We start from the raw sequence: 22,126 nt of genomic DNA, 5'->3' as shown, positions 1-22,126 counted from the left end.
CCAGGCGTTGCAGAACGCTTTTGAGACGGCGCATGCCGACACCATCCAGTACTTCGTGTTCGACCTCCCGTTCTACGCCGGCCATGACCTGCGCAAGGTTGCGCTGGCGGAACGGCGCGCGCTGCTGCGCCGCCTGTTCGAAAGCAATACGGCACCGCGGCTGCGCTTCAGCGAGGAATTCGAAGCAAGTGCCAACGACATGCTGGAGGCGGCCTGCCGCATGAAGCTGGAGGGCGTCATCGGCAAACGCGCCGACGCGCCTTATGTCAGCGCGCGCACCAATACCTGGATCAAGCTCAAGTGCACGCTGCGCCAGGAATTCGTGGTGGGCGGCTTTACCGACCCAAAGGGCAGCCGCCAGGGCATCGGTGCGTTGCTGCTTGGCATTCACGATGCCAGCGGCCAGCTGCGCTACGCGGGCAACGTCGGCACCGGCTTCGACACCCGTACGCTCGGCAACCTGCGCACGCAACTGAATGCGCTACGGGCGGACAAGCCGCCGTTCCATGCGCTGCCCGCGTCGGTGAAAGGACATTGGGTGCGACCAAAACTGGTGGCCGAAGTATCGTTCGGCTCCTGGACGCGCGAAGGGCGCGTGCGGCATTCCGTGTTCCACGGGCTGCGCACCGACAAGCCCGCGGGCAGCATAGCGGTCGAACAGGCCAGGGAGCCGGCTGGCGCGAGGGGCGGCAAGGGAAAGCGCACCCCCGCGGTCGGCAAGGTGGCGATCAGCCACGCCGATCGCGTGATCGACGAATCAACCGGCATCACCAAGGGCGAGCTGGTTCGCTACTACGACCGCGTCGCACCGCTGATGCTGCCGCACCTGCGCGGACGCCCAATCGCCTTGGTGCGCGCACCGGCCGGCGTGCACGGGCAACAGTTCTTCCAGCGGCACGGCGACACACTGCAGGTCGAAGGGATCAACATGTTGAACGCAAGCTTGTGGCCTGGGCATCCGGCGCTGCTGGAGATCGTGTCGGCACCGGGACTGATTGCGGCGGCGCAGCTCAATGTCGTGGAGTTCCACACGTGGAATGCGAACAAGCGCAGCATCGACAAGCCGAACCGCATCATCTTCGATCTCGACCCCGGAGAAGGCGTGCCGTGGCCGCACATGCGCGAGGCGGCCGCGCTGGTCAGGGCACTGCTCCTCGAACTGGGCCTGGCCAGCTTCGTGAAGACCAGCGGCGGCAAGGGCCTGCATGTGGTCGTGCCAGTCACCCCACGCGCCGGCTGGGACGAAGTGAAGGATTTTGCGCACAAGGCGGTGCTGCATATCGCCGCAACCATCCCGCAGCGCTTTGTTGCAAAGAGCGGCGCGCGCAATCGCATTGGCAAGATTTTCATCGATTACCTGCGCAATGGCGTCGGGGCCACGACCGTGGCCGCGTTCTCGGCGCGTGCGCGCCCCGGCCTGGGCGTGTCGATCCCGCTCGCATGGGATGAACTGGACGGGCTGCGCAGCGCCGCGCAGTGGAACGTTGGCAATGTCGGCCCGCGGATCGAGGAACTGGAGTCGCACGATGCCTGGGACGGCTATGCCGACACGCGGCAGGTCATCACGCGTGCGGCTTCACGCCTGGCGCGCGGTTGACGCTGCGGCACGCATTTTTAACTGACGCGCCTGCTCGACGGGCTCGACGCGTGAGCGTGCCGTCCGCCACGCGTCCACCAAAGCAAGGAGCCAACCCCGTGCATATCACGCCTGACCCCGACATCCCCCCCTACAAGCCGGAAATGCCGCCGCCCGAGCCGCCGCCCGGGCCGCCCGAACCCGTCACCGATCCGCCACCCGGCGATCTGCCGCCGCCTCCTCCGCAGCGGGCATCCGGGTTGTGCAAGGAGTTCCATCGTGTCACGCATCATCTGGAAAGGCGCCATCACCTTCGGGCTTGTCAACATACCGGTCGTGCTGCGGCCGGCATCGCGCAGCCAGACCATCGACCTCGATCTGCTGGACGTGCGCGACATGGCGCCCGTGGGCTACCAGCGCATCAACAAGAGCACCGGGAAGCCGATCGACAAGGCGCACATCGTCAAGGGCTACCAGTACGAGAAGAACGAATACGTGCTGCTGAACGAAGAAGACTTCCGGCAGGCCAATGTCGAGGCCACGCAGACAGTCGATATCGTCAGTTTCGTGGAGGCGGAGAAGATTCCACCTTACTACTTCGATACGCCCTACTACCTCGAACCTGACAAGCGCGGCGAACGCGGCTACGCGCTGCTGCACGAAACCATGCGCCGTACCGCCCGCGCCGCGCTAGCACTGGTGGTGCTACGCAACCGCCAGCACCTCGCCGCGATGCTGGTGCATGACAATGCACTGATGCTCAACACCATGCGCTTTGCCGACGAGGTGCTACCGATGTCGGAACTGCACCTGCCCAAACCTGCCACTGGCAAACCTACCGGCGCGCGTGCGCGCGAAGTGGAAATGGCGAGCAAGCTGGTGGGAGACATGAGCGAGGATTGGGCCCCCGAGCAATACCGCGATACTTATCGTGACGACCTGATGGCCCGCATCGAAGAAAAGATCGAATCCGGCAAGACCCATCAGCTCACGCCGGCGGCCGAGGAACCGGAAGCCCCGCGCCAGGGCGCCAAGGTCATCGACATGGTGGCGCTGCTCAAACAAAGCCTGAACCGTCGCGGCAAGGACGACGCAAGCAGCGATAGCGGTGGGCGCGCGCGCCGGAAGGCACCTGCCCGGCATGTCGCCGCAAGGAAGCAGACCGCGGCCAAGCGCGCCACGGCAGAACACGCGCCTGCCAAGCGGGCCGCGCACGCCGCTTCGGCGCGCAGGACCACAGCAGGCAGCACCAGCCGGCAGGCTACCAAACACAAGCACGGCTGAGCCGAACCGCAGGCCCGCGCTACATCTTGCGCAAGGAGAACCCATCGTCGGCGTCCTGCGTGAAACGCCCTCAGCCAGGCTGCCGGCCGCGGAAACGGCGATTGCGGACTAGCGCGATAACACCTTCATCTGGTCGTTCACCGAACTCACGCCCTCAACGCTACGCGTGGCATCGACTGCGAGCTGGTGCTGTGCCTTCGTCGGCACCGAGCCGCTCAGGTTGACCGTGCCGTCCTTGGTCTTCACGTGAATGCCGGTGGATCTCAGGTCCTTGGTGGCAAGCAGCTTGGTCTTCACCTTGGTCGTAATGGCGCTGTCGCTGACGGATTGCTCGACCTTGTCGGCGCTCATTTCAGTGGTGGCCGCAGGCCGCTGGTCGCGGTCACCCTCGGCACGGGCCGGCACGCCAGGGACCAAGACGGGCGGCACAGCCGGGGTGGTGTCGGCGGCCACGCGCATGAAGCCGCCTGTATCGAGCGCAGACGCGCCGCCGGTAGCTGCCGCCAGCGCAGCAGCGGCACAAGTCATGCCCAGGCTACGTACGGGAATTTTCATCGCTCATCTCCTGAGGATGTGATCGGCTCAGGTTCGACATGAGCCGTCACACGCATTGAATCCATGAGTTCTCGTGAACCGCAAGAAGCGTACCTGCCGACAGGGGGCGAAGCAGAGTGCTGCCGCGGATGTCACGCACTCGCTACGCTGCGATGTGTAACTCGGAGCAGGAATTTGTAATTCTGGCCAGCGCGCGAACGAAGCCAATGCCGCTTCTGAACACTGCATGCGCTATCCGAGGCAGTAGAGGAGCAACTCGAGGCTGGCACGCCGATTGCGGCTACGGCGATGCGGCAAGCCCGCCGCGTCATGGAGACGATAATGGGACAGCAGCAACAGCAACCGGACCAATCGCAATCGGGCCAGAAGCAACAGGACCAGTCGCAATCCGGCCAACGCGGCGGCCAGCAAGGTAGTGACCAGGACAAGAAGCAGCAAGGTGGCGGCCAGATGGGCAACCAGGACAAGGGCCAAGGCCAGCAGCAACAGCAAGACCGCAGTGGCTTGCAACAGGATGGTAAACAGGATGGTCAACCGGGCCATCAAGGAGGCCAAGGCCAACCGTAAAACGGCAGCTGTCCGGGTGCACTTGGCAGTAACCTGCGGTGCTGACGGCAAACACAATCAAGGAGTCGACATGAATTGGGATCAGATCGAGGGAAAGTGGGATCAAGCCAAAGGCAAGGTCAAGGAAAAGTGGGGTCAGCTCACCGACGACGACCTCACCCAGATCCGGGGCAAGCGCGATCAGCTTGCCGGCCGCATCCAGGAGCGCTATGGCTATACCAAGGAGCGCGCGGAAGAGGAATTGAAGGCGTGGGAACGCGACATACGCTGGTAAAAGGGAAGGCTATGTGATTTGCGATCTCTGCCCCTTCACAATAATCTCGTCGCAAAAAAAGCAATTGATCGCCTTGATGCTTCACCTCTGCATCCTATGGACGGCGGCTGATGCAGCCGCCGTCCGTGCTGCGTCATCCGAGAGCAGTTTGCACCCCTCCGCCTGCACGATGTTTATCGATATCGTCCGAGAGAGCTTGCGATCGGAGCTTGGGGTCGCGTGCGTTTCCGCGACATCGTCCCGGTGTGAGGATAAGAACATCGTGGTGAGATCGATACTGATTTACATCGACACCCAACGATTGCGCGGCGAAGACGACTGCGATACCGCGCTTGAAGCGCTTGAACGGCTGCGTGAATTGCCTTCACAGGACCACTAGCTGGAACGGCGTATGCAACTTCATGCCTCCGCGGCAGGAGGGGAAAACAGGCGTAGGGCAAGCCACCGAGAGTACCAATCTCAGTCCGCGCTCGACACGAGCCTAATGCGCCAAGTGGGTTCGGTCGGGGAGGCCCGAAGCAACAGAAGGAATTCAAGGAAGCAGACAAGGAGCAAATCATGCGACGACTCGCGATGTTGGCCATCGCCCTCTCTGCCTTGCTCGACGCAGCAGGTCCGGCTATGGCCCAGCCCTCAGAGGTGCGTACAGATCAAGGTCCGAAGGGCAGCCGGATTACCCCCGGCCCTGGTACCCCGCCCGGCGTCCTACCCGGCGGCGCTACCCCGACCAACCCCGGTGGACTTGCCAAAGATCCCCACGATATCCCCGCTGTGCCATACACGGAGGGAGGACTGCCTCACGCGCTTGGCGGGAAGCCAAAGGCGGCGTCGGAGAGCGCCGGGAAGGCCGACACTGACGGATTGCACGGAAGGAAGAGAAAAGGCACGGGCGGCGGCTCCATCGACCAGACTCGCGTGCCGGACCCGAAGGGACGCTAATATCAACCATCACGCCGCCGATCTCCTCACGCGACGGCACCTGCATGCGGGCAACACCGGTGCGCCCCGACAAGCGCTTCATGGCTCCCAACTTGGCGCTTGGGCATCTCAAGCCTGCTCCATGCAGCGCCGCTGCGCCGGCCGTGCAGATGATGCCGCAGGGCCGCGGTTCGCGCTGAATTGCCGGCTCTCACATTTCCCATTGAAGGAGGCTACTTGCAATCCTTACAACCTCTGCAAGGGATGCATCGACCTGGCCTCGGTACCGCGACAGGCCCGTGGAATAGACCGGCGATGCGTCCGCGCCACAAGGCGGCATGGGACCGAGGTCGAGAGCCTCGGAGAGAATTGGCATGACAACCAAGGCGACCGCCAGCGCAGCTTGCACGGGTTTCATTTGGTTGGAAGGCATGCAGGGCTGCGCCGGCGGATAGCAGGATGCCTCACCCCTCAGTTTGCCATGGCGCGCTTACCTCCTCAGGCGTGGGGTCAGGCCGCGCGATAACGGTCGCGCAGGTCGCGGATCTGGTCGTGGTTGCGCAGCACCCCCCGGTACTGGCGCTCCACCAGCGCGCGAATGTCGAGGCTCAGCTCCGTCTCCTGCAGCGCATCGGCGTACTTTCTCTTGGCCACGTCCTCGCCCTTCTCGGCTTCCTCCAGGATGGCAAGGTCGTTGCGATCAGCCACGGCGGTGCGCAGGCTGACCCAGCCGCGGCAATCTCTGCGGCACGGCTGGAAAACAGCGACTTCAGTTCGGGGTTCTGCGCATCTTCGGCTGCCTTGAGAAAGCCTTGCTGGCCGTCACGCGAAACTTCAATCAGGTCGTTTAGTACGGAGATATTTTTGTCAGCCATGTCAGCTCCTGGAAAAGACGGACGATATGGAGATGCAAAACAGAATGTCGCCGTGAAGACGACACTTCGTTAAAGCAGACCGGGTACCTGGGCTCTCCTGTGCGCCCTGCACTGGCCACCCCTCAATGGTACGAATGCGCGCGTTCGCATGCTGTAGGGAGATTGCGTGAATGCTTGTCGGCGCCTGCCTAGAGCAACGGCACGGCTTGCTGCACAAATTACATTTCCATGTAAAACGCACGTGTCGTGCCAGGAAAATGAAGACGCCAAGGCCATGGACGCGCAAAGGCGAAAGCGCGCGCCACAGGCTGCCGTCGGGCATCTTGCGGATGCCGCTGCGGTGCCGGCACGCTATCTGCCTTGGATGAGACGTCCTTTTCTCTGCCGAGCCGCTTTTCAGGATTCGCCATGCCAAAGACGCCTACTTCCAACAAGACTTCGGCCGCCAGGCGGCCCAACAGCAAATCGGGCGGCAACGCAGACACGAAACTCAGGTCCGCCAGCAGCGGTACTGCGCCGGATAGGGTCACGGGAGCCTCGACCAGCGACGTGACGCAGACCGCAAGCCGCGCGGCTACCGGCGCGGAGGCCGCTTACGACCGTGCCGTGAAGGAGCGGCTATCTCCCCAGCCCAAGATGCTGGGCTCCGACACGGTCGGCAATGTGGTCTCCAATGAAGACCGCGTGCTGACCACTAACCAGGGCATGCCGGTTGGCGAGGACGACAACTCGTTGCGGCTGGGCACGCGCGGGCCGGCTCTGCTGGAAGATTTCCAGCTGCGCGAGAAGATCACTCATTTCGACCATGAGCGCATTCCCGAACGCGTGGTCCATGCGCGCGGTGCCGCAGCCCACGGCTATTTCGAGTTGTACGAATCACTGGCCGACTACACAACGGCAGATTTCCTGCAACGCACAGGCGTACAGACGCCGGTGTTCGCGCGCTTCTCCACTGTAGCGGGCTCGCGCGGCTCCGCGGACCTGGCGCGCGATGTGCGCGGCTTTGCTGTTAAGTTCTATACGCGGCAAGGCAACTACGATCTGGTCGGCAACAATATGCCGGTGTTCTTTATCCAGGATGCCATCAAGTTCCCGGACTTCGTCCACGCGGTCAAGCCCGAGCCGCACAACGAGATTCCGCAAGCTGCCTCGGCGCACGACACCTTCTGGGATTTCGTGTCGCTGCAGCCGGAATCCATGCACATGGTGCTGTGGACCATGTCCGGGCGCGCGCTTCCGCGCAGTTTCCGCACCATGGAGGGCTTCGGCGTGCACACCTTCCGGCTGATCAATGCGCAGGGCCGCGCCACCTTCGTCAAGTTTCACTGGAAGCCGGTGCTGGGCGCCCATTCTCTGGTGTGGGACGAAGCCCTCAAGATCAATGGCAAGGACCCCGACTTCCACCGGCGTGACCTGTGGGAATCGATCGAGAACGGCGCCTTCCCCGAGTATGAACTGGGCGTGCAACTGGTGCCCGAGCAAGACGAGCACCAGTTCGGCTTCGACCTGCTCGACCCGACCAAGCTGATCCCCGAGGAACTGGTGCCGGTGCGCCGCGTGGGCAAGATGGTGCTGAACCGTAACCCCGACAACTTCTTCGCGGAGACCGAACAGGTTGCGTTCCACCCAGGGCATTTGGTGCCAGGCCTGGATTTCACCAACGACCCGCTGCTGCAGGGCCGGCTGTTCTCTTACCTGGACACCCAGCTCACACGGCTGGGCGGACCCAACTTCCACGAGTTGCCGATCAACCGGCCGCTTTGCCCCGTGCACAATAATCAGCGCGACGGCTTCATGCGCCAGACCGTGGTAAAGGGGCGCTCCAGTTACCAGCCCAACGCCGTGGGTGGCGGCTGCCCATTCCTGGCGGGCGAGACCGACGCCCACCTGGGCTATGCGGAAGTTGTTGCGGACGGTGCGGCCAAGATTCGCCGACGCAGCGAGACCTTCTCCGATCATTTCTCTCAGGCCAATCTGTTCTGGCGTAGCCAGTCCGACATCGAGAAGGCTCAGATCGTCGATGCCTACACCTTCGAACTCTCCAAGGTGGAGATTCCCGGCATCCGTGCCCGCGTGGTCGGTCAGTTGGCCCATGTCGCGCCAGAGCTGGCCAGCGGCGTGGCCAGCAAGCTTGGCATTGAGGTGGAGCCTGTTGGCCGGCCGGTCGAGATCGATGACTATGGCATCGAGGCTTCGCCCGCGTTGAGCCTGGCGTCCCAGCCCAAGGGGGACATCCGTGGCCGCAAGATTGCCGTGCTGGTGGCGGATGGCGTCAGCGGCGCGGCGGTGGCCTCGCTCAAGGCGCGCGCCGGAGCAGCCGGGGCATCCGCCAAAGTGATCGGTCCGCGCGCCAATGGTGTCACCTCCGCGGAAGGCGAAGCGGTGGCGGTCGATCATGCGCTGCCGGCCGTGGGTTCGGTGCTGTTCGACGCCGTGTACGTGCCCGACGGCGATGTCGACGCGCTGCGCGCCGATCCCGCCGCCCTGCTTTTTGTCTGCGAGGCCTACAAGCACTACAAACCGGTCGGTGCGGGCGGCACCGGCGCCGTACTGGTTGCGGCGGCCGCGCGGGCCGCCGGTATCGAAGGCGGTTTTGCCGGGCCGGGCGTGGTGCTGGGCAAGAACGACGCGAGAGCCCAGCACGATGCGTTCCTGGAAGCTGTGGGCCAGCATCGCTGGTGGGCGCGTCCGGACGCCGCGCGCATCATGGCGTGAAGGCAGGTGCGTTGCGGGAGCTGCCCGCTCTGGTTCGTCTCGCCGCCGGAAAGGCCTTGCCGACCGAGTGGAACAATGCTTGCCACTGCAGGTCGCTGCTGCTGCGCCTGGACGAGCTAGCCCATCCGCCACCGCCACGTTATTGCGCCAGCCCAGGTCGTCGAACGTCGCATGCCGGCGGCCAGCGGGCCGCGTGTATCAAGGTCCTTGCTGGTACCGCCGCTTGGCCGTGTCTGTACCGCGCCAGGGCAGTTTCGGCACAAGATGTCCGGCGCAGCCGTGTCATTGTTCGTGGTGTGCCGGACCTTCAGATGATTCGATGAAGCGACCTGGAAGGACCTCGGCTGTAGGCGGCGAAGCTGCTTCCCCTCGGAGCGAGCCGAAGCGGTGCGCATATAGCCACGTAAACTCTGCGCCCAGCAGGAAAATCTGGGCTGAATAATACACCCACAGAAGCAATACCATCAAAGAGCCTGCGGCCCCGTAGGCGTTGGCCACGCCGCTCTTTCCGATATAGAGACCGATCAAGACCTTACCGATCGCAAAGAGCACGGCGGTGACGAAGGCACCCAGCCATACGTCTCGCCAGCGCACTCTGGCGCGCGGCATGACCTTGTAGATCATGGCGAACACCGTAGTCACCAGAGCGAGGCTGACGAGGAAGTCGACGGCATGCGCGATTGCTTCAATCTCGCCGAAAAGAGGCCACCATACGCCGCTCAGCGCCGCCACGCCGGCACTGGCGAGCAACGAGACGATCAGGAGAAAGCCGATGCCCAGGATCATGCCGAACGACAGCACGCGGGCGCGCAGCAGCTCCCAGAGACCGGCATACTTCTGGCGCTCCGGCACCCGCCAGATTCGGTCAAGGGCGCTCTGCAACTCGGCAAAGACGGTCGTGGCGCCCACCAGCAAAACCACGAATCCCAGCAGCGCCGTCAAGGTGCTGGCGCGGGGTTCGCTGACCGCCAGCAACATGGCCTCCACGGCCTGTGCGCCGTCGGTGCCCAGTAAATCCTGCAACTGGGCGGCGACCGCGCCACGCGCTGCATCCGCTCCGTAGACAACACCTGCGACCGATATCACGATCAATAGCAGCGGGGCGATCGAGAACACAGTGTAGTACGCAATCGCGGCTCCCATGCTGGGCGCGTAATCCTCGAGCCACGCAGTGACCGTGTCCTTGAGCAGAACTAAGCACTGTCGGTATGTCAGTAGGCGAATTGGCGTCATGATTTCTTCGCGAACGCCGGGGGCATCCATGGGCCTGGGAGGCTCAGAACTCCATATCCAGCTCGTCGATCTCTTCGGGTTCCCGCCCTGCCGCCTCTATCCATTCCAGCATCTCCGGCAACGCCATGATCGTGCGGCAATAGCCTTCCGATACCACATCGAGCTTGACCTCGTAGGTGCGAAACCGGGTGACGACTGGCGCATACATGGCATCGGCCACGGTGCGCGCTCCGAACAGATAGGGCCCGCCATAAGCAGACAGGCATTCGCGCCAGATGGCGGCGATCCGATCAATATCGCTTTGGGCGCGCGACCAGACCTTGAAGCCGGAGCGGTGGACGCGCAGGTTCATCGGCAAGGCTGCGCGCATGGCACTGAATCCGGAGTGCATTTCGCCGCAAATCGCCCGACAATGGGCACGGGCAGTGCGGTCCTCGGGCAAGAGCCGAGCCTCCGGCAGCACTTCGTTCAGGTACTCGGCTATGGCCAGCGTATCCCAGACCGTGACGCCCTCATGTTCCAGTCGCGGAACAAGCGTCGAGGGCGACAGCAGCAATAGTTCCGCGCGGCTGGCCGCGTCCGTCACCGGCACCAGGATCTCCTCAAACTCCAGCCCACTGAATTTCGCCAGCAGCCAGCCGCGCAGCGACCACGCGCCATAGTTCCTGCTGTTGATGGTCAGGGTTGTCCTTGACATGGCGAACTCTGCGATATAAAGGAGTGACTTAGTAATATCGACGCCACGTCATGCGTATCGCAGCGTGGTTGCCGATGTGCGTTTTGTGAGTCACCCCATGATTTACCAGGCGTACCAGATGCTGGCCGACCTATTAGCTCCGCTGCAGGCGGCGACCGACGATGCCGCCGCGTCCTGCGCTGCGTCGCCGATGCTTGCGTCCGGGCCCGCTTTCGCGCGGGAGTGGTGCGCGCTCCTGGAATGGAGTTCGCTCGTGCGCCTGCGCCACGAGCGCCCTCCCTTTGGCATCCTCGCTGTGCGGGGTAACGGTGCCAGCGGTGACAGGGTTGCGGTGAGCGAAGAGGTAGTGCTCGCCACGCCGTTTTGCTCCCTTTTGCATTTTAGGCGGGACACTACGCCCGGACAACCACGTGTGCTGCTGATCGCGCCGCTGGCAGGCCATTTCGGCAGTTTGCTGCGCACCACGGCGGCCACAATGCTGGCAGACCACGATGTCTATCTCACCGACTGGCATAACGCGCGCGACATTCCGTTGTCCTGCGGGTCCTTCGGCTTTGACGACTTTGTCGCCCAGCTGATCAGCTTGCTCGGCTGGCTCGGCCCAGGAACGCACGTAGTGGCAGTCTGCCAGCCGACGGTGGCCACCCTGGCCGCCGTCGCATTGATGGCCGAAGACCGCGATCCTGCGCTACCGCGCAGCATGACGCTGATGGCCGGGCCGATCGATACACGCATCAATCCGACCCGCATCAATGAACTGGCGGTGCGCACCCCGCTCGCGTGGTTCGAGGCCAACCTGATCGACACCGTGCCGGCTCGCTTCGAGGGAGCGATGCGGCGCGTCTATCCCGGCTTCGTGCAGGTGTGCGCTTTCCTGTCCATGAACCTGGATCGGCATATTGCCTCGCTGCTCCAGGCTTACCAATACAAGCTGGATGGCGAGACGGCCAAGGCCGAGGCGATCCGGGCCTTCTACACCGACTATTTTGCGACGATGGACCTGCCGGCCGAGTTCTATCTCGATACCGTGAGCCGGGTGTTCCAGCAGCATGCCCTGCCGCGGGGCTGCTTGACGGTCGCCGGGCGGCGCGTGGACCTGCGCGCCATCCGGCACACGGCGCTGCTGACAGTCGAGGGGGAAAACGACGACATCTGCGCGGTTGGGCAGACCGAGGCGGCACAGGAGTTGTGCAGCGAGTTGCGGCTCAGTCGGAAATCCCACTATGTCCAGACCGGCGTCGGGCACTACGGCGTGTTCGCGGGCCGGCGCTGGGCGACGCAGATCTATCCACTGCTGCGCAAGCTCATCCACGAAACGGAACAGCGCTGCGTGGAGGCCGCCCAGCCAGTGCACGGCTGAGCAACACGCGCGCAGGTCCGCCCTTCCGGCCCCACATCAGAGAAGCAGCGGCCCCTGCATGCCACGTGCATGCATTTCCCCGCCGGGCCGACAGCCGCGGCACACCAGGCTGCCAGACGTATGCTGGATCAGAGCGCGGACGATGGGCTAGACTTCGGCCCGCCAAAGCGGCCCGCAAGATACCTCATAGCGACTGAAACGGCCTGTGCGCCGTCACTGAGTATCTGTCCAATACGCGTTCGGGGCTGAGCAAGAAAAGCGCCACCCCCGCATCGCACTGGCGCGGATCAGCCGCTGCGGGCTGGCTTACTTCGCAGTCAAGCCTTGGCGGTGCGCGACGCGTGCTCGACGGCCTGCTTAGCCGCTTTGGATGCCGTGTTGCTCGCAGTGCTGAAGGTCTGCTCTGCGGCGTCCACCGCTTGCTTCGCAGTTTGGTATATCGACTCACACAGTTTATTGGTTGCGGCGATCACCGAGGTCAGGGTGCTCACTGCGCCTTCCGAACCGGCCGGGGCGCTGCTGGCTAGCTCATCGACCAACTCCTGCATGCGGCGAGTGTACGCTTCGAACTGCGCCTCGCTCACCTTGGTGAACTCGGCCTGGGTGGCCGCCCCGATCTCGCGCAGGCGGTGATTGTAGGAGAGCACCTTCTCGCCGACGGGCTTCATCAGGCCGGCCTGCAGCGCAAGCCACTCCTGCGGGCCCTTGGCGGACAACGCCATCTGCAAGTTCTCCTGCGCCTCCATGATCGTCGACTTCATGACTTGCAGATTCAGCTCAACCAGTCTCTCGAAGCCATCGAAGGCCTTGTTCACCAGGCCGAACATCATGGCGACGTTGGCCTGTTGTGTGGCGGTGAATTGTTCGGGGGGAGATGGGTTCATCATGCGCTCCTGAATCGGCCGGGCGCGCGGCTCCTGCCGTCGGACGGCCATGCTTGTGCGATTGCCAAGGATCGGGATCGGCGTGAACCAGTAGCCTGAGATCCCAGACGGTCTCGACAAGGAGGGAGAATTGCCAGTTCATGGCGGACCCGATCCATTCAATATCGCCCCACCCGTATTTGCAAGGCAAGGAGTAGCTTTTTTGTTTACGCGCCAGATGCGCCGCACCCAGCGGCATGCCGTGATAGCAGGTATATATCGGACTGGAACTTCACCAGGACTCCACCACGGTCGCCTACGCGATGATTATCAGAGCCGTGCTTACTGTTCCATCGGCACACTTTCGGGTTGAGCCTCGTCATTCTCGATGGTGTTCGGCTGCAGCGGCGGGATATTTTCTTCGAAGAAGTAGTCAAGCCGCCCCGACAGGTCTGTTTCCGGCACCTGTAGCCCGGTTGCCGGATTGATCCGGACCGTCACGACACCGTCAGGGACTGTCGGCTGACGTTCAGGGCTGTTCTCGAGCGCCGCTTTCATGAAATCCATCCAGATCGGCAGCGCTGCGCGGGCACCCACCTCGCCTTTTCCCAGCGACCGAGGCTGGTCGAAGCCGATCCATGTGATCGTCAGTCGGTCGGACGAGTACCCGTCGAACCACGCGTCAATGAAGTCATCGGTGGTGCCGGTCTTACCCGCCAGATCGCCGCGCCCCAACTGTTTGGCCGCTGCCCCCGTGCCATACTCGACGACGTCATGAAGCATGCTGGTCATCATGAACGCGTTCCTGGCATCGATCACCCGCGGCGCGCCATCGGCTGCAGTCAGCGGGTGGGCCTGAAACAGAACATTGCCGCCCGAATCGGTCATGCGGTCGATCAGGTACGGCCGGATCAGGTAACCTCCGTTCGCAAACGTCGCATACGCGATGGCCATTTGCAGCGGCGTGAAGGATCCTACGCCAAGCACCATCGAGGGGTACGGGGGTATCTCACTGAGCGGAAAGCCGAAGCGGGTCACATATTGCCTCGCATATGGCACACCGATCTGCTCGATGACCCGCGCCGCCACGACATTGCGCGACTCGGCGAGCGCGTATCGGATCGAGATCGGACCGAGGTAATTCCGCTCATAGTCAACCGGCGCCCAGGCCTTCTGTCCCGGCCCGGATGGCGGCACGACGAATGGACTGTCGTCGACCATGGACGCCGGCATCAGCCCTTTTTCCAGCGCAGCAGAATAGATAAATGGTTTGAAACTGGACCCGGGTTGCCGCCGTGCCTGCGTCACGTGATCGTAGGATTCGAGTCTGAAATCGAAGCCGCCCTGCAATGCCGTGATGGCTCCCGTGGCCGGGTCGATAGAAACCAGCGCAGCTTGCGCCAGTGGAATCTCGGCAAGCTGCCATGTTCCATTGTCCAGGCGCTCAAGTCGAACCAGCGATCCAATCTGCAGCCGCGCAGGCAGCGGCATTGCGCGACCCTTGCTGAGCGTGGCTCGTCCCATGGGCCCGATGGAAAATCTCCCTGTGCTACCGTCGGCGAACATCGCGCTCGCCGCACCTCCGTGCACACTTAGCACTACCGCCGGCACCAGCCCGCCCATGGATGGGAGCCCGCTCAATGCCTGCATCACTACCGGCTTGATCTGCACGGGATCACGCGGCAGGTCAAGGTTGCGCTCCGGCCCCCGATAGCCATGCCGCATATCGTAGGCCACCAACCCACGCGCGACCGCCTGGTACGCGCGCGCCTGATCCGCGTCCTGTAGGGTTGTATAGACATTGAGCCCGATCTGGTACGCTGCCTCGCCATACTGTTGCACCATGATCCGGCGCACTTCCTCTGCAACGTACGCAGCGTTCACGCGATATCGCGCGCGCGCCTCGCGCAGGTGGATCGGCTCCGCCGTTGCCTGCTGGAATTGGTCCGGCGTAAGAGCGCCCAACGCGAGCATCCGGCCGAGTACATAGCGCTGACGGGTGATCGCTGCTGCAAAGTTGACCACGGGATTGTCACGCGAAGGCGCTTTGGTCAGGCCGGCCAGCAGCGCCGCCTGCGCAACGCTCAACTGATTCAGTGGCGAACCGAAGTAGACATCGGCCGCGGCGGCGAATCCATATGCGCCTTCGCCGAGATAGATCTGATTGACGTATCTTTCGAGAATCTGCTCCTTGCTCAAGGTCTGCTCGATCTTGAGCGCCAGGAGCGCCTCGGCAAACTTCCGCTCGAAGCTCTTCTCCGGTGACAGATACACGCTGCGCGCCAGTTGCATCGTCAACGTGCTCGCGCCCTGCCGTTTTTCCCAGCTCGACAGGTCGGCGAGCGCGGCACGGACGATGCTCGGGTAGTCGATCCCGTGGTGCTGATAGAAGCGATCATCCTCCGCGGCGACAATCGCAAGTCGAAGCGACTGCGGGACGTCGGCAAACGCGACGACCATGCGTCGCTCCTTGCCAAACTCACCGATAAGCGTGCCTTGCGCCGTGAACACCCGAAGTGGCAATGCAGGACGGTAGTCCGTCAAATCGCCGAGCAAGGGGAGTCTTGAATATTCCAGCACGGCGGCAAACAGAATGACCAGCACGCCAATTACCAGCAGGCAACAGGGCGTTACCAGCAGCCACACAATCCCACGCAGAATCCGGGAGTTTCGGCTTTGATTCATGACGCTACCCAGCGTCTACTAATGTATCAGCGCCTCACCCAGACCCGCAACTGCACAAAGAAGCACAATCATCAACAGGTACCGTCCCGACTCGTGGTGAACTCCGTGGAGGCGGCCATGGTCGCCGCGGTGGACGGAGCCGGGATTGCACGCGTGGCGTCATACCAGATCGATGACGCACAGCTACCGCGCAAGCTGGTAACGCTGCTGGAAGCTTTCGAACCATTGCCGGTGCCCGTTAGCCTCATCTACGTCAGCCAAGGCCCGATACCGCTGAAGCTGCGGGCGTTCCTTGACTTTGCGATTCCACGACTAAGGAAATGTCTCGGCTACGCACACGCGTGAATGACGGAGTCGACCGTGCTGGACCGCTACCTGCGATTTCGCGATGACATTTCGGCGCCAGGGCCGGGCACTTGTCGTTCGGCGTTGATATTCGCCCCCCGTTTTGCAGGGCCGCCATTTTGCGGCCCTGCAAAACGGCGCCCGGCCCGCTAAAGCAAGCCATTTCGCTGACGCACCTCGCGCATCGCCCCTTGCGACAGCACATAGTACGCCACCGCACCGACGAGCATCCCCGCGACGGCTTCGGAAAACCACGGCGCCATCCCGTGCACGAACAATGCGGCGAGGGCGCCGAGTGCCCACGCGGCGAAGGCGCTACCGCGGAAGTTCGGTACGTCATCGTCGTACGAGTAATGTCGGACGAGGATCTGGTCGACAATGATCACCGCGCCTATGGGCGGTACCAGCACGCCGAGCAGGTTCAGCCAGTTCAGGAACAGGCTCCACACGCCGGCCACGGCCAGCAACCCACCAAGCAGGCCAAGCAGGACCGTCATGGTTCTCATCTTCTTGCCCGCGATGCGTCCCCAGCCAACCGCACCGTTGTAGAGGCAATGTGTGCATACGGACCCGAGGTTCACAAAGACGAAAACCAGTGCAATGGCCGACAGCAAGCCTCCATGGCTGGTCAGCACCGACATGAAGTCACCACCCTGCGTGGCCGGCGCCGCCGCGGCTCCCGCGCATACGATCACGATGCCGAATAGCTGGGCTGTCATATTCGCAAACGGAAACGCAGTCAGCGTTGCGTAGACCGCACTCTTTCCGTCTTTTGACCAACGGGTGAAGTCCGCGGTCATCGTGCCGGAATCGGCAAAGGTTGCCACCACCAGCGTGACCGCGCCGCCGAAGGACATCATGCTGCCTATGCCAAGCCCGTCGTAGTGAAACACGGCGGCCAGCGAATGCTCCGATCCGATCAGGTACAGCGCCACGAGGCCGAGCACCACGTATAGCGGCGCGGCGATCATGCCGACAATCGACAGGGCGCGAATGCCGATGAACGTCACGCCGGTATAGAGCAGGGTGGCGCCGAGGATGGTGGCCGTTTCGTTCCAGCCGAACGACGCATGGACCGTCGTGCCGGTGAGGCCGGTCTGGAACGCGTACCATCCCACGACGACGCTCGCGAGGAAGCCGGAAGTGATCGCATAGCCCTTCCGGCCAAACGTGCGTTCCGCCTGGAGCCCGAAATTGCGGCCGGTACTGCCGGCGATGAAGCTCAGCGTGCCGACGTAGGCGAGCAGGACGGCATTGCCCATCAGGATCGCGAGCAGCGCTCGGGAGAAGCCGAGATTATAGGCGATGATCCCGCCGAATACCGCGTTCGTAATGATCATCGGAAAGCCGAACCACACCGCCGCCACCGAAGACAACCGGTGACGATGCGAGAGCGGGACGGGCTTGTGCTCGAACTCTTCGTCGAGGCCATGCTGTTCGGTCGGATGGGTCATGGTGTTCCCCTGAGTTTCGTTACTGGACAGGCAGTTCACTGCACGAGACCGAGATCCTTGAGCAGCGGCGGCAACGTGTTGCGCCACGGACGCGCCCGCTCGAACGCCGCCGACGCGCGCAGCACAAGCGGATCGTCGAGATGACGCCCGACGATTTGCAGGCCGACCGGCAACCCGTCCCTGGTGAAGCCTGCCGGCACGGAGGCTGCTGGCTGTCCCGTCAGGTTGATCGGATAGGTGAAAGAGAGCCACTGTGTCGGCGCGACCATACGTCCGTCGATTTTCTCGGGCCCCTGGCAATGAACCGGGAAAGGCGGAACCGACAGCGTCGGCGTGAGCAGCAGGTCATAGTTCGCCATGAAGCGCCACATCTTGTTGACCACGCTCTTGCGGGTCACCATTGCATTGGTGAAGTCCTCCGCCGTCCACGGATGATTCAGGAACGCGACCAGGTGTGGCGACATCTCCTTGCCCCATTGCGCCACCATCTCGCGCATGCCCTTGAGGTCGGTGTCCATCGCGACAATTGCCCAGAATGCGTCGAAGGGATCGCTCCAACCGGGATGCGCGATCTCGACGCTGCAGCCCAGGTCGCGCTCGAAGACGCGCACGGCGTCATCGACGACCCGGCGCACCTCCGGGTCGACAGCCGCGTAGCCCCAGTCCGGGCTGTACGCGACACGCAGCCCTTTCAGGTCGCCATCGACCGCCTGGCGCCAATCAAAGCCAGCGGCGGGCAGCGAGTGACGGTCACGCGAATCGGGGCCTGCGATCACCGACAGCATCAGGGCGCTGTCCGCCACGGTCCGGCTCATCGGGCCGATATGTTCGAGGCTCTCCCAGCTCGACACCCCCGGATAGCGTTCGTCGCGGCAACCGGGATACAGCGGCACGCGCCCCATCGACGGCTTGATGCCGTAGATTCCCGAGTGCGCCGCCGGAATGCGGATCGACCCGCCGCCGTCGCTGCCAATGGCAAACGGAATCTCTCCACTTGCCACCGCCGCGCCGGAGCCTGCGCTGGAACCGCCCGGCGTCATATCGAGGTTCCACGGGTTCCGGGTGGTTTCGAACACCGGGTTGTGGCCGACACCGCTGTATCCGAATTCCGGCACGTTGGTCTTGCCGACGATAATGGCGTCGGCCTGCTTCAGGCGTTCGACAACGACGTCGTCTTCGTCCGGCACGAAATCCCTGTACGCGGGGGATCCGGAAACCGTCCTGATGCCTGCCGTGCAAACGAGATCCTTGATGCCGACGGGCACGCCTGCCAATGCACCAACGTCCTCGCCACGCAGGATGCGCGCTTGCACCTGACGGGCCTGCTCGCGCGCCGCTTCCGCCGTAATCGTGCAGAACGCGTGGATCGAGGGCTCGACGGCTTCCATCCGCGCCAGGTGGGCCTCAACCACTTCGACGGGCGAAAGCTCCTTGCTGCGCATGGCCCTTGCGAGGCCGACCGCGTCCATGCCGCAAATCTGTTGCTTGATATCCATGATCAATCCTGTGGCAGTTCGTTGGGGTGGTGACCTCACTATCGGGCGATCTTGTGAACGAGTCTGCCCTGCAAATTGAACAGGCTATGGCGGTTTGTTAAAATTTGTGAATAGAGGCGCAAAGGCGACATGAGACGCACGAGAGTCGGCCGGCGCCCCGGACAGGCGGGCGAAGATTTCGCGAGGAACCCATGCAGCAGAGCCGAACAGACCAATGCATTGCCGTGGTCGACGACGATCCGTCCATTCGCGAGACACTCGAAGGCTTTCTGGAGGCGGAGGGCTACGACATCTGTGGTGCGGCCGATGCCGACGAACTCGACCGCCTGATGCTCGTCCGTCCCGTGGATCTCGTGCTGCTGGATATCCGGCTGCCAGGACGCGACGGCCTGTCGTTGACGCGCGACCTGCGCGAGAAGTCCGAGATGGGCATCATCCTGATCACGGGCCGCAACGACCGGGTGGATCGCATTCTCGGCCTCGAATACGGCGCGGACGACTACATTGCGAAGCCCATCGATGAACGTGAACTGCTGCCGCGCGTGCGCAACCTACTCCGGCGTGTGGAACACAGCCGGGGCGTCGCTGCGCCCTCGACGCTGTCGTTCGGTCAGTACCGGCTCGACACGCGTGGCCGCAGCCTGACCGATCCGGCGGGCGAAAACGTGCCCCTCACGACCGCGGAGTTTGACCTGCTTCTGGTACTCGTCAGGAACGCGGGCCACGTGATGTCGCGGGAGCGGCTGATCTCGGCCATCAAGCGGCGCCGCTTCGAGTCAATGGACCGGACGGTCGACACGCTGGTGCGTCGTCTGCGTCGCAAGATCGAGGCGGACCCGGACAACCCGCACCTGATCAAGACCGTTCACGGCACCGGGTATCTGTTCTCTGGCCCGGCAGCGGCGAGCGACACCAGGGCGCCCACGAAGCGCTCCACGTCCCGGTAGATCGTCACGACAGTCAACGCCGTATCCAGGACCTCTGTGGCGCTGCCTGTCCGGGCAATCTGCTCGAGGTTGGCAGCGGCCTCCGCCAACTGGTCAAATCCGACGTTCGATGCGGCGCCCGCAAGGCGATGCGCGTCTTCCGCGACCGTGTTGAGGCCGGCGCGGGCGCATCCGGTCGCGATGCCTTCCAGTGCTTCGGCCGCCGTTTGCGTGAACGCCATGACGATGCGCAGGGTTCGATCCTGTCCGAGCCTCTGGCGCAGCCGACCGAGGCGCTCCGGCTCTTCGAGGGCAGGGGTTGTCGCCGCCAGCGCCGCCTGTCTTAACGCCGAACGCAGCGCTTCCACCTCGACCGGCTTCTCGATGATTCCGTCGATTCCGCGCAACAAGTAAAGCGGCCTGTCGGTCGGCAGCGGATTCGCCGTCAGCCCGAGTATCGGGCCTGTATGCCGGTTCGGCTCGCGGCTCGACCGGATCGCGGCGGTGGTGGCGAGCCCGTCCATCACGGGCATGCGAATGTCCATCAGTATCAGGTCGAAATGCCGGGTCTTGAGGATATCCAGCGCCTCCTGCCCTGAGCCGGCGGTCGTCACTTCGCATCCGTCGGCGCGCAGCAAGTCGCTCACGACATCGCGATTCAGCGCCACGTCGTCGACAACCAGAACGCGGGACGCCGACGCCGGTGCCGGCTCCGGCGCACTCTCGCCTTCGCGCAGCGCCAGCTCGAACGGCAGGCGCACCGAGAAGGTCGAGCCTTCCCCGATCGTGCTGCGCACCGAAATCGACCCGCCCATCGCTTCGGCGAGGCCCTTGCTGATGGCGAGGCCGAGGCCGGTGCCTTCGAAGCGCCTTTCGTGTCCTGCTTCCGCCTGCGAGAACGGCCGGAAGAGCCGCGGGACGACCTCGGGCGCAATGCCGATCCCCGTGTCGGCCACGTCGATGACGATTTCGATCGAATCGTTGACCCGCGCGGCGATATCCATCCTGACCTCGATATGGCCTGCGTCAGTGAACTTGATGCCATTGCCGACGAGGTTGATGATGATCTGCTGCAAGCGCGCAGGGTCGCCGAACACGGCTGGCGGCAACGGCGCGAGCGCGCTCACACGGACCATCAGTCCCTTCTCCGCGGCAGCCGCGCTCGCCAGTGTGGCCGCGCCCGTGATCACCTCACGCAGATCGAAGCGGCGCCGCTCCAGCCGGATGCGCCGGACCTCGAGCAATGCGAAATCGACGATATCGTTGATGATGACGGCCAGCGTCTTGCCTGCCTGGATCAACCGTCGCACGATCTGCCCCGCGCCATCGGGAAGCTCATGCTGGACGAGCAGTTGCGCAAGGCCGAGCACCCCGTTAATCGGCGTGCGCAGTTCATGGCTCATCATCGCGAGCGATTCGGACTTCATCCGCTCGAGGGCCTCCGCCGCGTTCTTTGCCTTGACGAGCGCACTCTCGGCTTCATGCCTCACCGTGATGTCCGCCATACTCGCGATGATCATCCGCTTCGCGCGAACCGCCAGCGACTGTCGCGAGACCAGCAGATGGCGCACTGCGCCTGCCTGGCTGCGGGTCTCGAATTCGCAGGTCTCGGTCGCGCCGCCCGCGTCCTGTTCAGAGATCAGCCAGGTGAACAGTTTCCCCTCGCGCCGCAGTGCTTCCTGCAGCCGTCCCGGCGTACGCAGCGGATCGTCCAGGAAGAGGTCGAGCGCCTGGCGGTTGGCGAATTCGACCTGCCCTTGAGCATCGATGAGCAGAAGCGGAATGGGCGAAGCGTCCAGCAGGCGGTGAACCGAGTAGTCGCTCAGGCGGCTCTCGCGCACCAGCAAGAGTAGGCACCCAAGGAAGAACACCGCCGCAATATCCATCGCAAGACGGCCGAACAGGCCCGCCGGCAGTGCCGAGAGTGGCGCGGACGTCATGACGGCGACCTTGCTGCCATGCAGCGAAGCGAATAGCGCCCCATTCCGGATGACGAACCGGCCCCTGGTGTCCTCGGTCTGCGCCCCTGCCAGATCACCGCAAAGCGGACTTGCCGCGCAGCCCGATGCGAGCGGAATGACGATCGTCTTCTGCCCCGGCCATGCACCGATGCCCGCGACCAGGTTGCCCGAATGGCGTTCACCGTCGTCGATCAGCGTGACGCGGCCCGACGTATCGGAAAGGCGTTCGGCAGAAGCAAGCTGGACGGCAAGGCGTGCCTGGTGCAGGAGCAGATTGTCGAGCGCGTCCTTGCGTGCCTGGAATAGCAAGTACGCGAGCGAGGAAATGAGCACGATCACCAC

General features: G+C 63.5%; 17 protein-coding genes and 1 pseudogene. 7 read left to right on the top strand and 11 right to left on the bottom strand.

The features are described 5' to 3' along the window. Together ligD and ku are read left to right on the top strand one after the other, a co-directional pair. Positions 1-1,597: DNA ligase D (ligD, locus tag AC1DQ3_RS24275; RefSeq protein ID WP_477122706.1), on the top strand; the 1,597-nt coding region annotated here is incomplete at its 5' end. 258 nt (positions 1,598-1,855) lie between these two features. Beyond that, positions 1,856-2,860, top strand: a complete 1,005-nt coding sequence (gene ku / locus AC1DQ3_RS24270) for a non-homologous end joining protein Ku (RefSeq protein ID WP_477122705.1) — start codon at positions 1,856-1,858, stop codon at positions 2,858-2,860. A gap of 108 nt (positions 2,861-2,968) precedes the next feature. Here ku and AC1DQ3_RS24265 read toward each other — a convergent pair whose 3' ends face one another. Further along, positions 2,969-3,415, bottom strand: a complete 447-nt coding sequence (locus AC1DQ3_RS24265; protein ID WP_477122704.1) for a BON domain-containing protein — start codon at positions 3,413-3,415, stop codon at positions 2,969-2,971. 231 nt (positions 3,416-3,646) lie between these two features. After that, a complete protein-coding gene (locus AC1DQ3_RS24260; RefSeq protein WP_477122703.1) occupies positions 3,647-3,958 on the bottom strand; it encodes a hypothetical protein in 312 nt (103 codons plus the stop codon). A gap of 94 nt (positions 3,959-4,052) precedes the next feature. Here AC1DQ3_RS24260 and AC1DQ3_RS24255 point away from each other — a divergent pair, with 94 nt between their 5' ends. Continuing rightward, positions 4,053-4,256 (top strand): CsbD family protein, encoded by a 204-nt coding sequence (locus AC1DQ3_RS24255; protein WP_477122702.1) that lies wholly within the window; start codon positions 4,053-4,055, stop codon positions 4,254-4,256. Positions 4,257-5,684: 1,428 nt separating this feature from the next. Here AC1DQ3_RS24255 and AC1DQ3_RS24250 read toward each other — a convergent pair. Together AC1DQ3_RS24250 and AC1DQ3_RS24245 are read right to left on the bottom strand one after the other, a co-directional pair. Next, a pseudogene (locus AC1DQ3_RS24250) lies at positions 5,685-6,049 on the bottom strand (PA2169 family four-helix-bundle protein). A gap of 218 nt (positions 6,050-6,267) precedes the next feature. After that, positions 6,268-6,579 (bottom strand): hypothetical protein, encoded by a 312-nt coding sequence (locus AC1DQ3_RS24245; protein WP_477122701.1) that lies wholly within the window; start codon positions 6,577-6,579, stop codon positions 6,268-6,270. 106 nt (positions 6,580-6,685) lie between these two features. Here AC1DQ3_RS24245 and AC1DQ3_RS24240 point away from each other — a divergent pair, with 106 nt between their 5' ends. Beyond that, on the top strand, positions 6,686-8,764 hold the full coding sequence (locus tag AC1DQ3_RS24240) for a catalase (RefSeq protein WP_477122711.1): 2,079 nt from the start codon (positions 6,686-6,688) through the stop codon (positions 8,762-8,764). A gap of 282 nt (positions 8,765-9,046) precedes the next feature. Here AC1DQ3_RS24240 and AC1DQ3_RS24235 read toward each other — a convergent pair whose 3' ends face one another. Beyond that, positions 9,047-9,997, bottom strand: a complete 951-nt coding sequence (locus AC1DQ3_RS24235; protein ID WP_477122710.1) for a YihY/virulence factor BrkB family protein — start codon at positions 9,995-9,997, stop codon at positions 9,047-9,049. Between the two features lie 43 nt (positions 9,998-10,040). Beyond that, complete coding sequence (locus AC1DQ3_RS24230) at positions 10,041-10,694, bottom strand: glutathione S-transferase family protein (protein WP_477122700.1); 654 nt, start codon at positions 10,692-10,694, stop codon at positions 10,041-10,043. Positions 10,695-10,791: 97 nt separating this feature from the next. Here AC1DQ3_RS24230 and AC1DQ3_RS24225 point away from each other — a divergent pair, with 97 nt between their 5' ends. Next, entirely contained in the window at positions 10,792-12,054 is a 1,263-nt protein-coding gene (locus AC1DQ3_RS24225) for a polyhydroxyalkanoate depolymerase (RefSeq protein ID WP_477122699.1), read from the top strand. Between the two features lie 317 nt (positions 12,055-12,371). Here the strand turns inward: AC1DQ3_RS24225 and AC1DQ3_RS24220 are convergent, their stop codons facing one another. Both AC1DQ3_RS24220 and AC1DQ3_RS24215 read right to left on the bottom strand, forming a co-directional pair. Continuing rightward, on the bottom strand, positions 12,372-12,938 hold the full coding sequence (locus AC1DQ3_RS24220) for a phasin family protein (RefSeq protein ID WP_477122709.1): 567 nt from the start codon (positions 12,936-12,938) through the stop codon (positions 12,372-12,374). A gap of 321 nt (positions 12,939-13,259) precedes the next feature. Further along, the gene (locus AC1DQ3_RS24215) at positions 13,260-15,602 is read right to left on the bottom strand and encodes a penicillin-binding protein 1A (RefSeq protein WP_477122698.1); all 2,343 of its coding nucleotides are present in this window, start codon (positions 15,600-15,602) and stop codon (positions 13,260-13,262) included. 21 nt (positions 15,603-15,623) lie between these two features. Between AC1DQ3_RS24215 and AC1DQ3_RS24210 the strand changes: the two genes are divergently transcribed. After that, entirely contained in the window at positions 15,624-15,947 is a 324-nt protein-coding gene (locus AC1DQ3_RS24210) for a LysR substrate-binding domain-containing protein (protein ID WP_477122697.1), read from the top strand. 149 nt (positions 15,948-16,096) lie between these two features. Here AC1DQ3_RS24210 and AC1DQ3_RS24205 read toward each other — a convergent pair whose 3' ends face one another. Together AC1DQ3_RS24205 and AC1DQ3_RS24200 are read right to left on the bottom strand one after the other, a co-directional pair. After that, positions 16,097-17,401, bottom strand: coding sequence for a purine-cytosine permease family protein (locus tag AC1DQ3_RS24205; protein WP_477122696.1), 1,305 nt, complete (start codon positions 17,399-17,401; stop codon positions 16,097-16,099). A gap of 35 nt (positions 17,402-17,436) precedes the next feature. Continuing rightward, positions 17,437-18,870 (bottom strand): amidase, encoded by a 1,434-nt coding sequence (locus tag AC1DQ3_RS24200; RefSeq protein ID WP_477122695.1) that lies wholly within the window; start codon positions 18,868-18,870, stop codon positions 17,437-17,439. Positions 18,871-19,088: 218 nt separating this feature from the next. On the opposite strand from AC1DQ3_RS24200, the gene AC1DQ3_RS24195 reads away from it, so the two are divergent. After that, a complete protein-coding gene (locus AC1DQ3_RS24195; RefSeq protein WP_477122694.1) occupies positions 19,089-19,844 on the top strand; it encodes a response regulator in 756 nt (251 codons plus the stop codon). Here AC1DQ3_RS24195 and AC1DQ3_RS24190 read toward each other — a convergent pair. Then, a complete protein-coding gene (locus AC1DQ3_RS24190; RefSeq protein WP_477122693.1) occupies positions 19,763-22,126 on the bottom strand; it encodes a hybrid sensor histidine kinase/response regulator in 2,364 nt (787 codons plus the stop codon). The two genes, AC1DQ3_RS24195 and AC1DQ3_RS24190, sit on opposite strands and share 82 nt — an antisense overlap.

Source organism: Cupriavidus sp. 01T418 (assembly GCF_056398885.1).
This window is presented reverse-complemented; position numbering and strand designations above follow the sequence as displayed.

Coding starts and splice junctions, on each gene's coding strand:
- AC1DQ3_RS24255 (WP_477122702.1), top strand. CDS start 4,053: ATGAATTGGGATCAGATCGAGGGAAAGTGGGATCAAGCCAAAGGCAAG.
- AC1DQ3_RS24195 (WP_477122694.1), top strand. CDS start 19,089: ATGCAGCAGAGCCGAACAGACCAATGCATTGCCGTGGTCGACGACGAT.
- AC1DQ3_RS24230 (WP_477122700.1), bottom strand. CDS start 10,694: ATGTCAAGGACAACCCTGACCATCAACAGCAGGAACTATGGCGCGTGG.
- AC1DQ3_RS24240 (WP_477122711.1), top strand. CDS start 6,686: ATGCTGGGCTCCGACACGGTCGGCAATGTGGTCTCCAATGAAGACCGC.
- AC1DQ3_RS24225 (WP_477122699.1), top strand. CDS start 10,792: ATGATTTACCAGGCGTACCAGATGCTGGCCGACCTATTAGCTCCGCTG.
- AC1DQ3_RS24210 (WP_477122697.1), top strand. CDS start 15,624: ATGTATCAGCGCCTCACCCAGACCCGCAACTGCACAAAGAAGCACAAT.
- AC1DQ3_RS24220 (WP_477122709.1), bottom strand. CDS start 12,938: ATGAACCCATCTCCCCCCGAACAATTCACCGCCACACAACAGGCCAAC.
- AC1DQ3_RS24260 (WP_477122703.1), bottom strand. CDS start 3,958: ATGGCCCGGTTGACCATCCTGTTTACCATCCTGTTGCAAGCCACTGCG.
- AC1DQ3_RS24235 (WP_477122710.1), bottom strand. CDS start 9,997: ATGACGCCAATTCGCCTACTGACATACCGACAGTGCTTAGTTCTGCTC.
- AC1DQ3_RS24205 (WP_477122696.1), bottom strand. CDS start 17,401: ATGACCCATCCGACCGAACAGCATGGCCTCGACGAAGAGTTCGAGCAC.
- AC1DQ3_RS24265 (WP_477122704.1), bottom strand. CDS start 3,415: ATGAAAATTCCCGTACGTAGCCTGGGCATGACTTGTGCCGCTGCTGCG.
- AC1DQ3_RS24215 (WP_477122698.1), bottom strand. CDS start 15,602: ATGAATCAAAGCCGAAACTCCCGGATTCTGCGTGGGATTGTGTGGCTG.
- AC1DQ3_RS24200 (WP_477122695.1), bottom strand. CDS start 18,870: ATGGACGCGGTCGGCCTCGCAAGGGCCATGCGCAGCAAGGAGCTTTCG.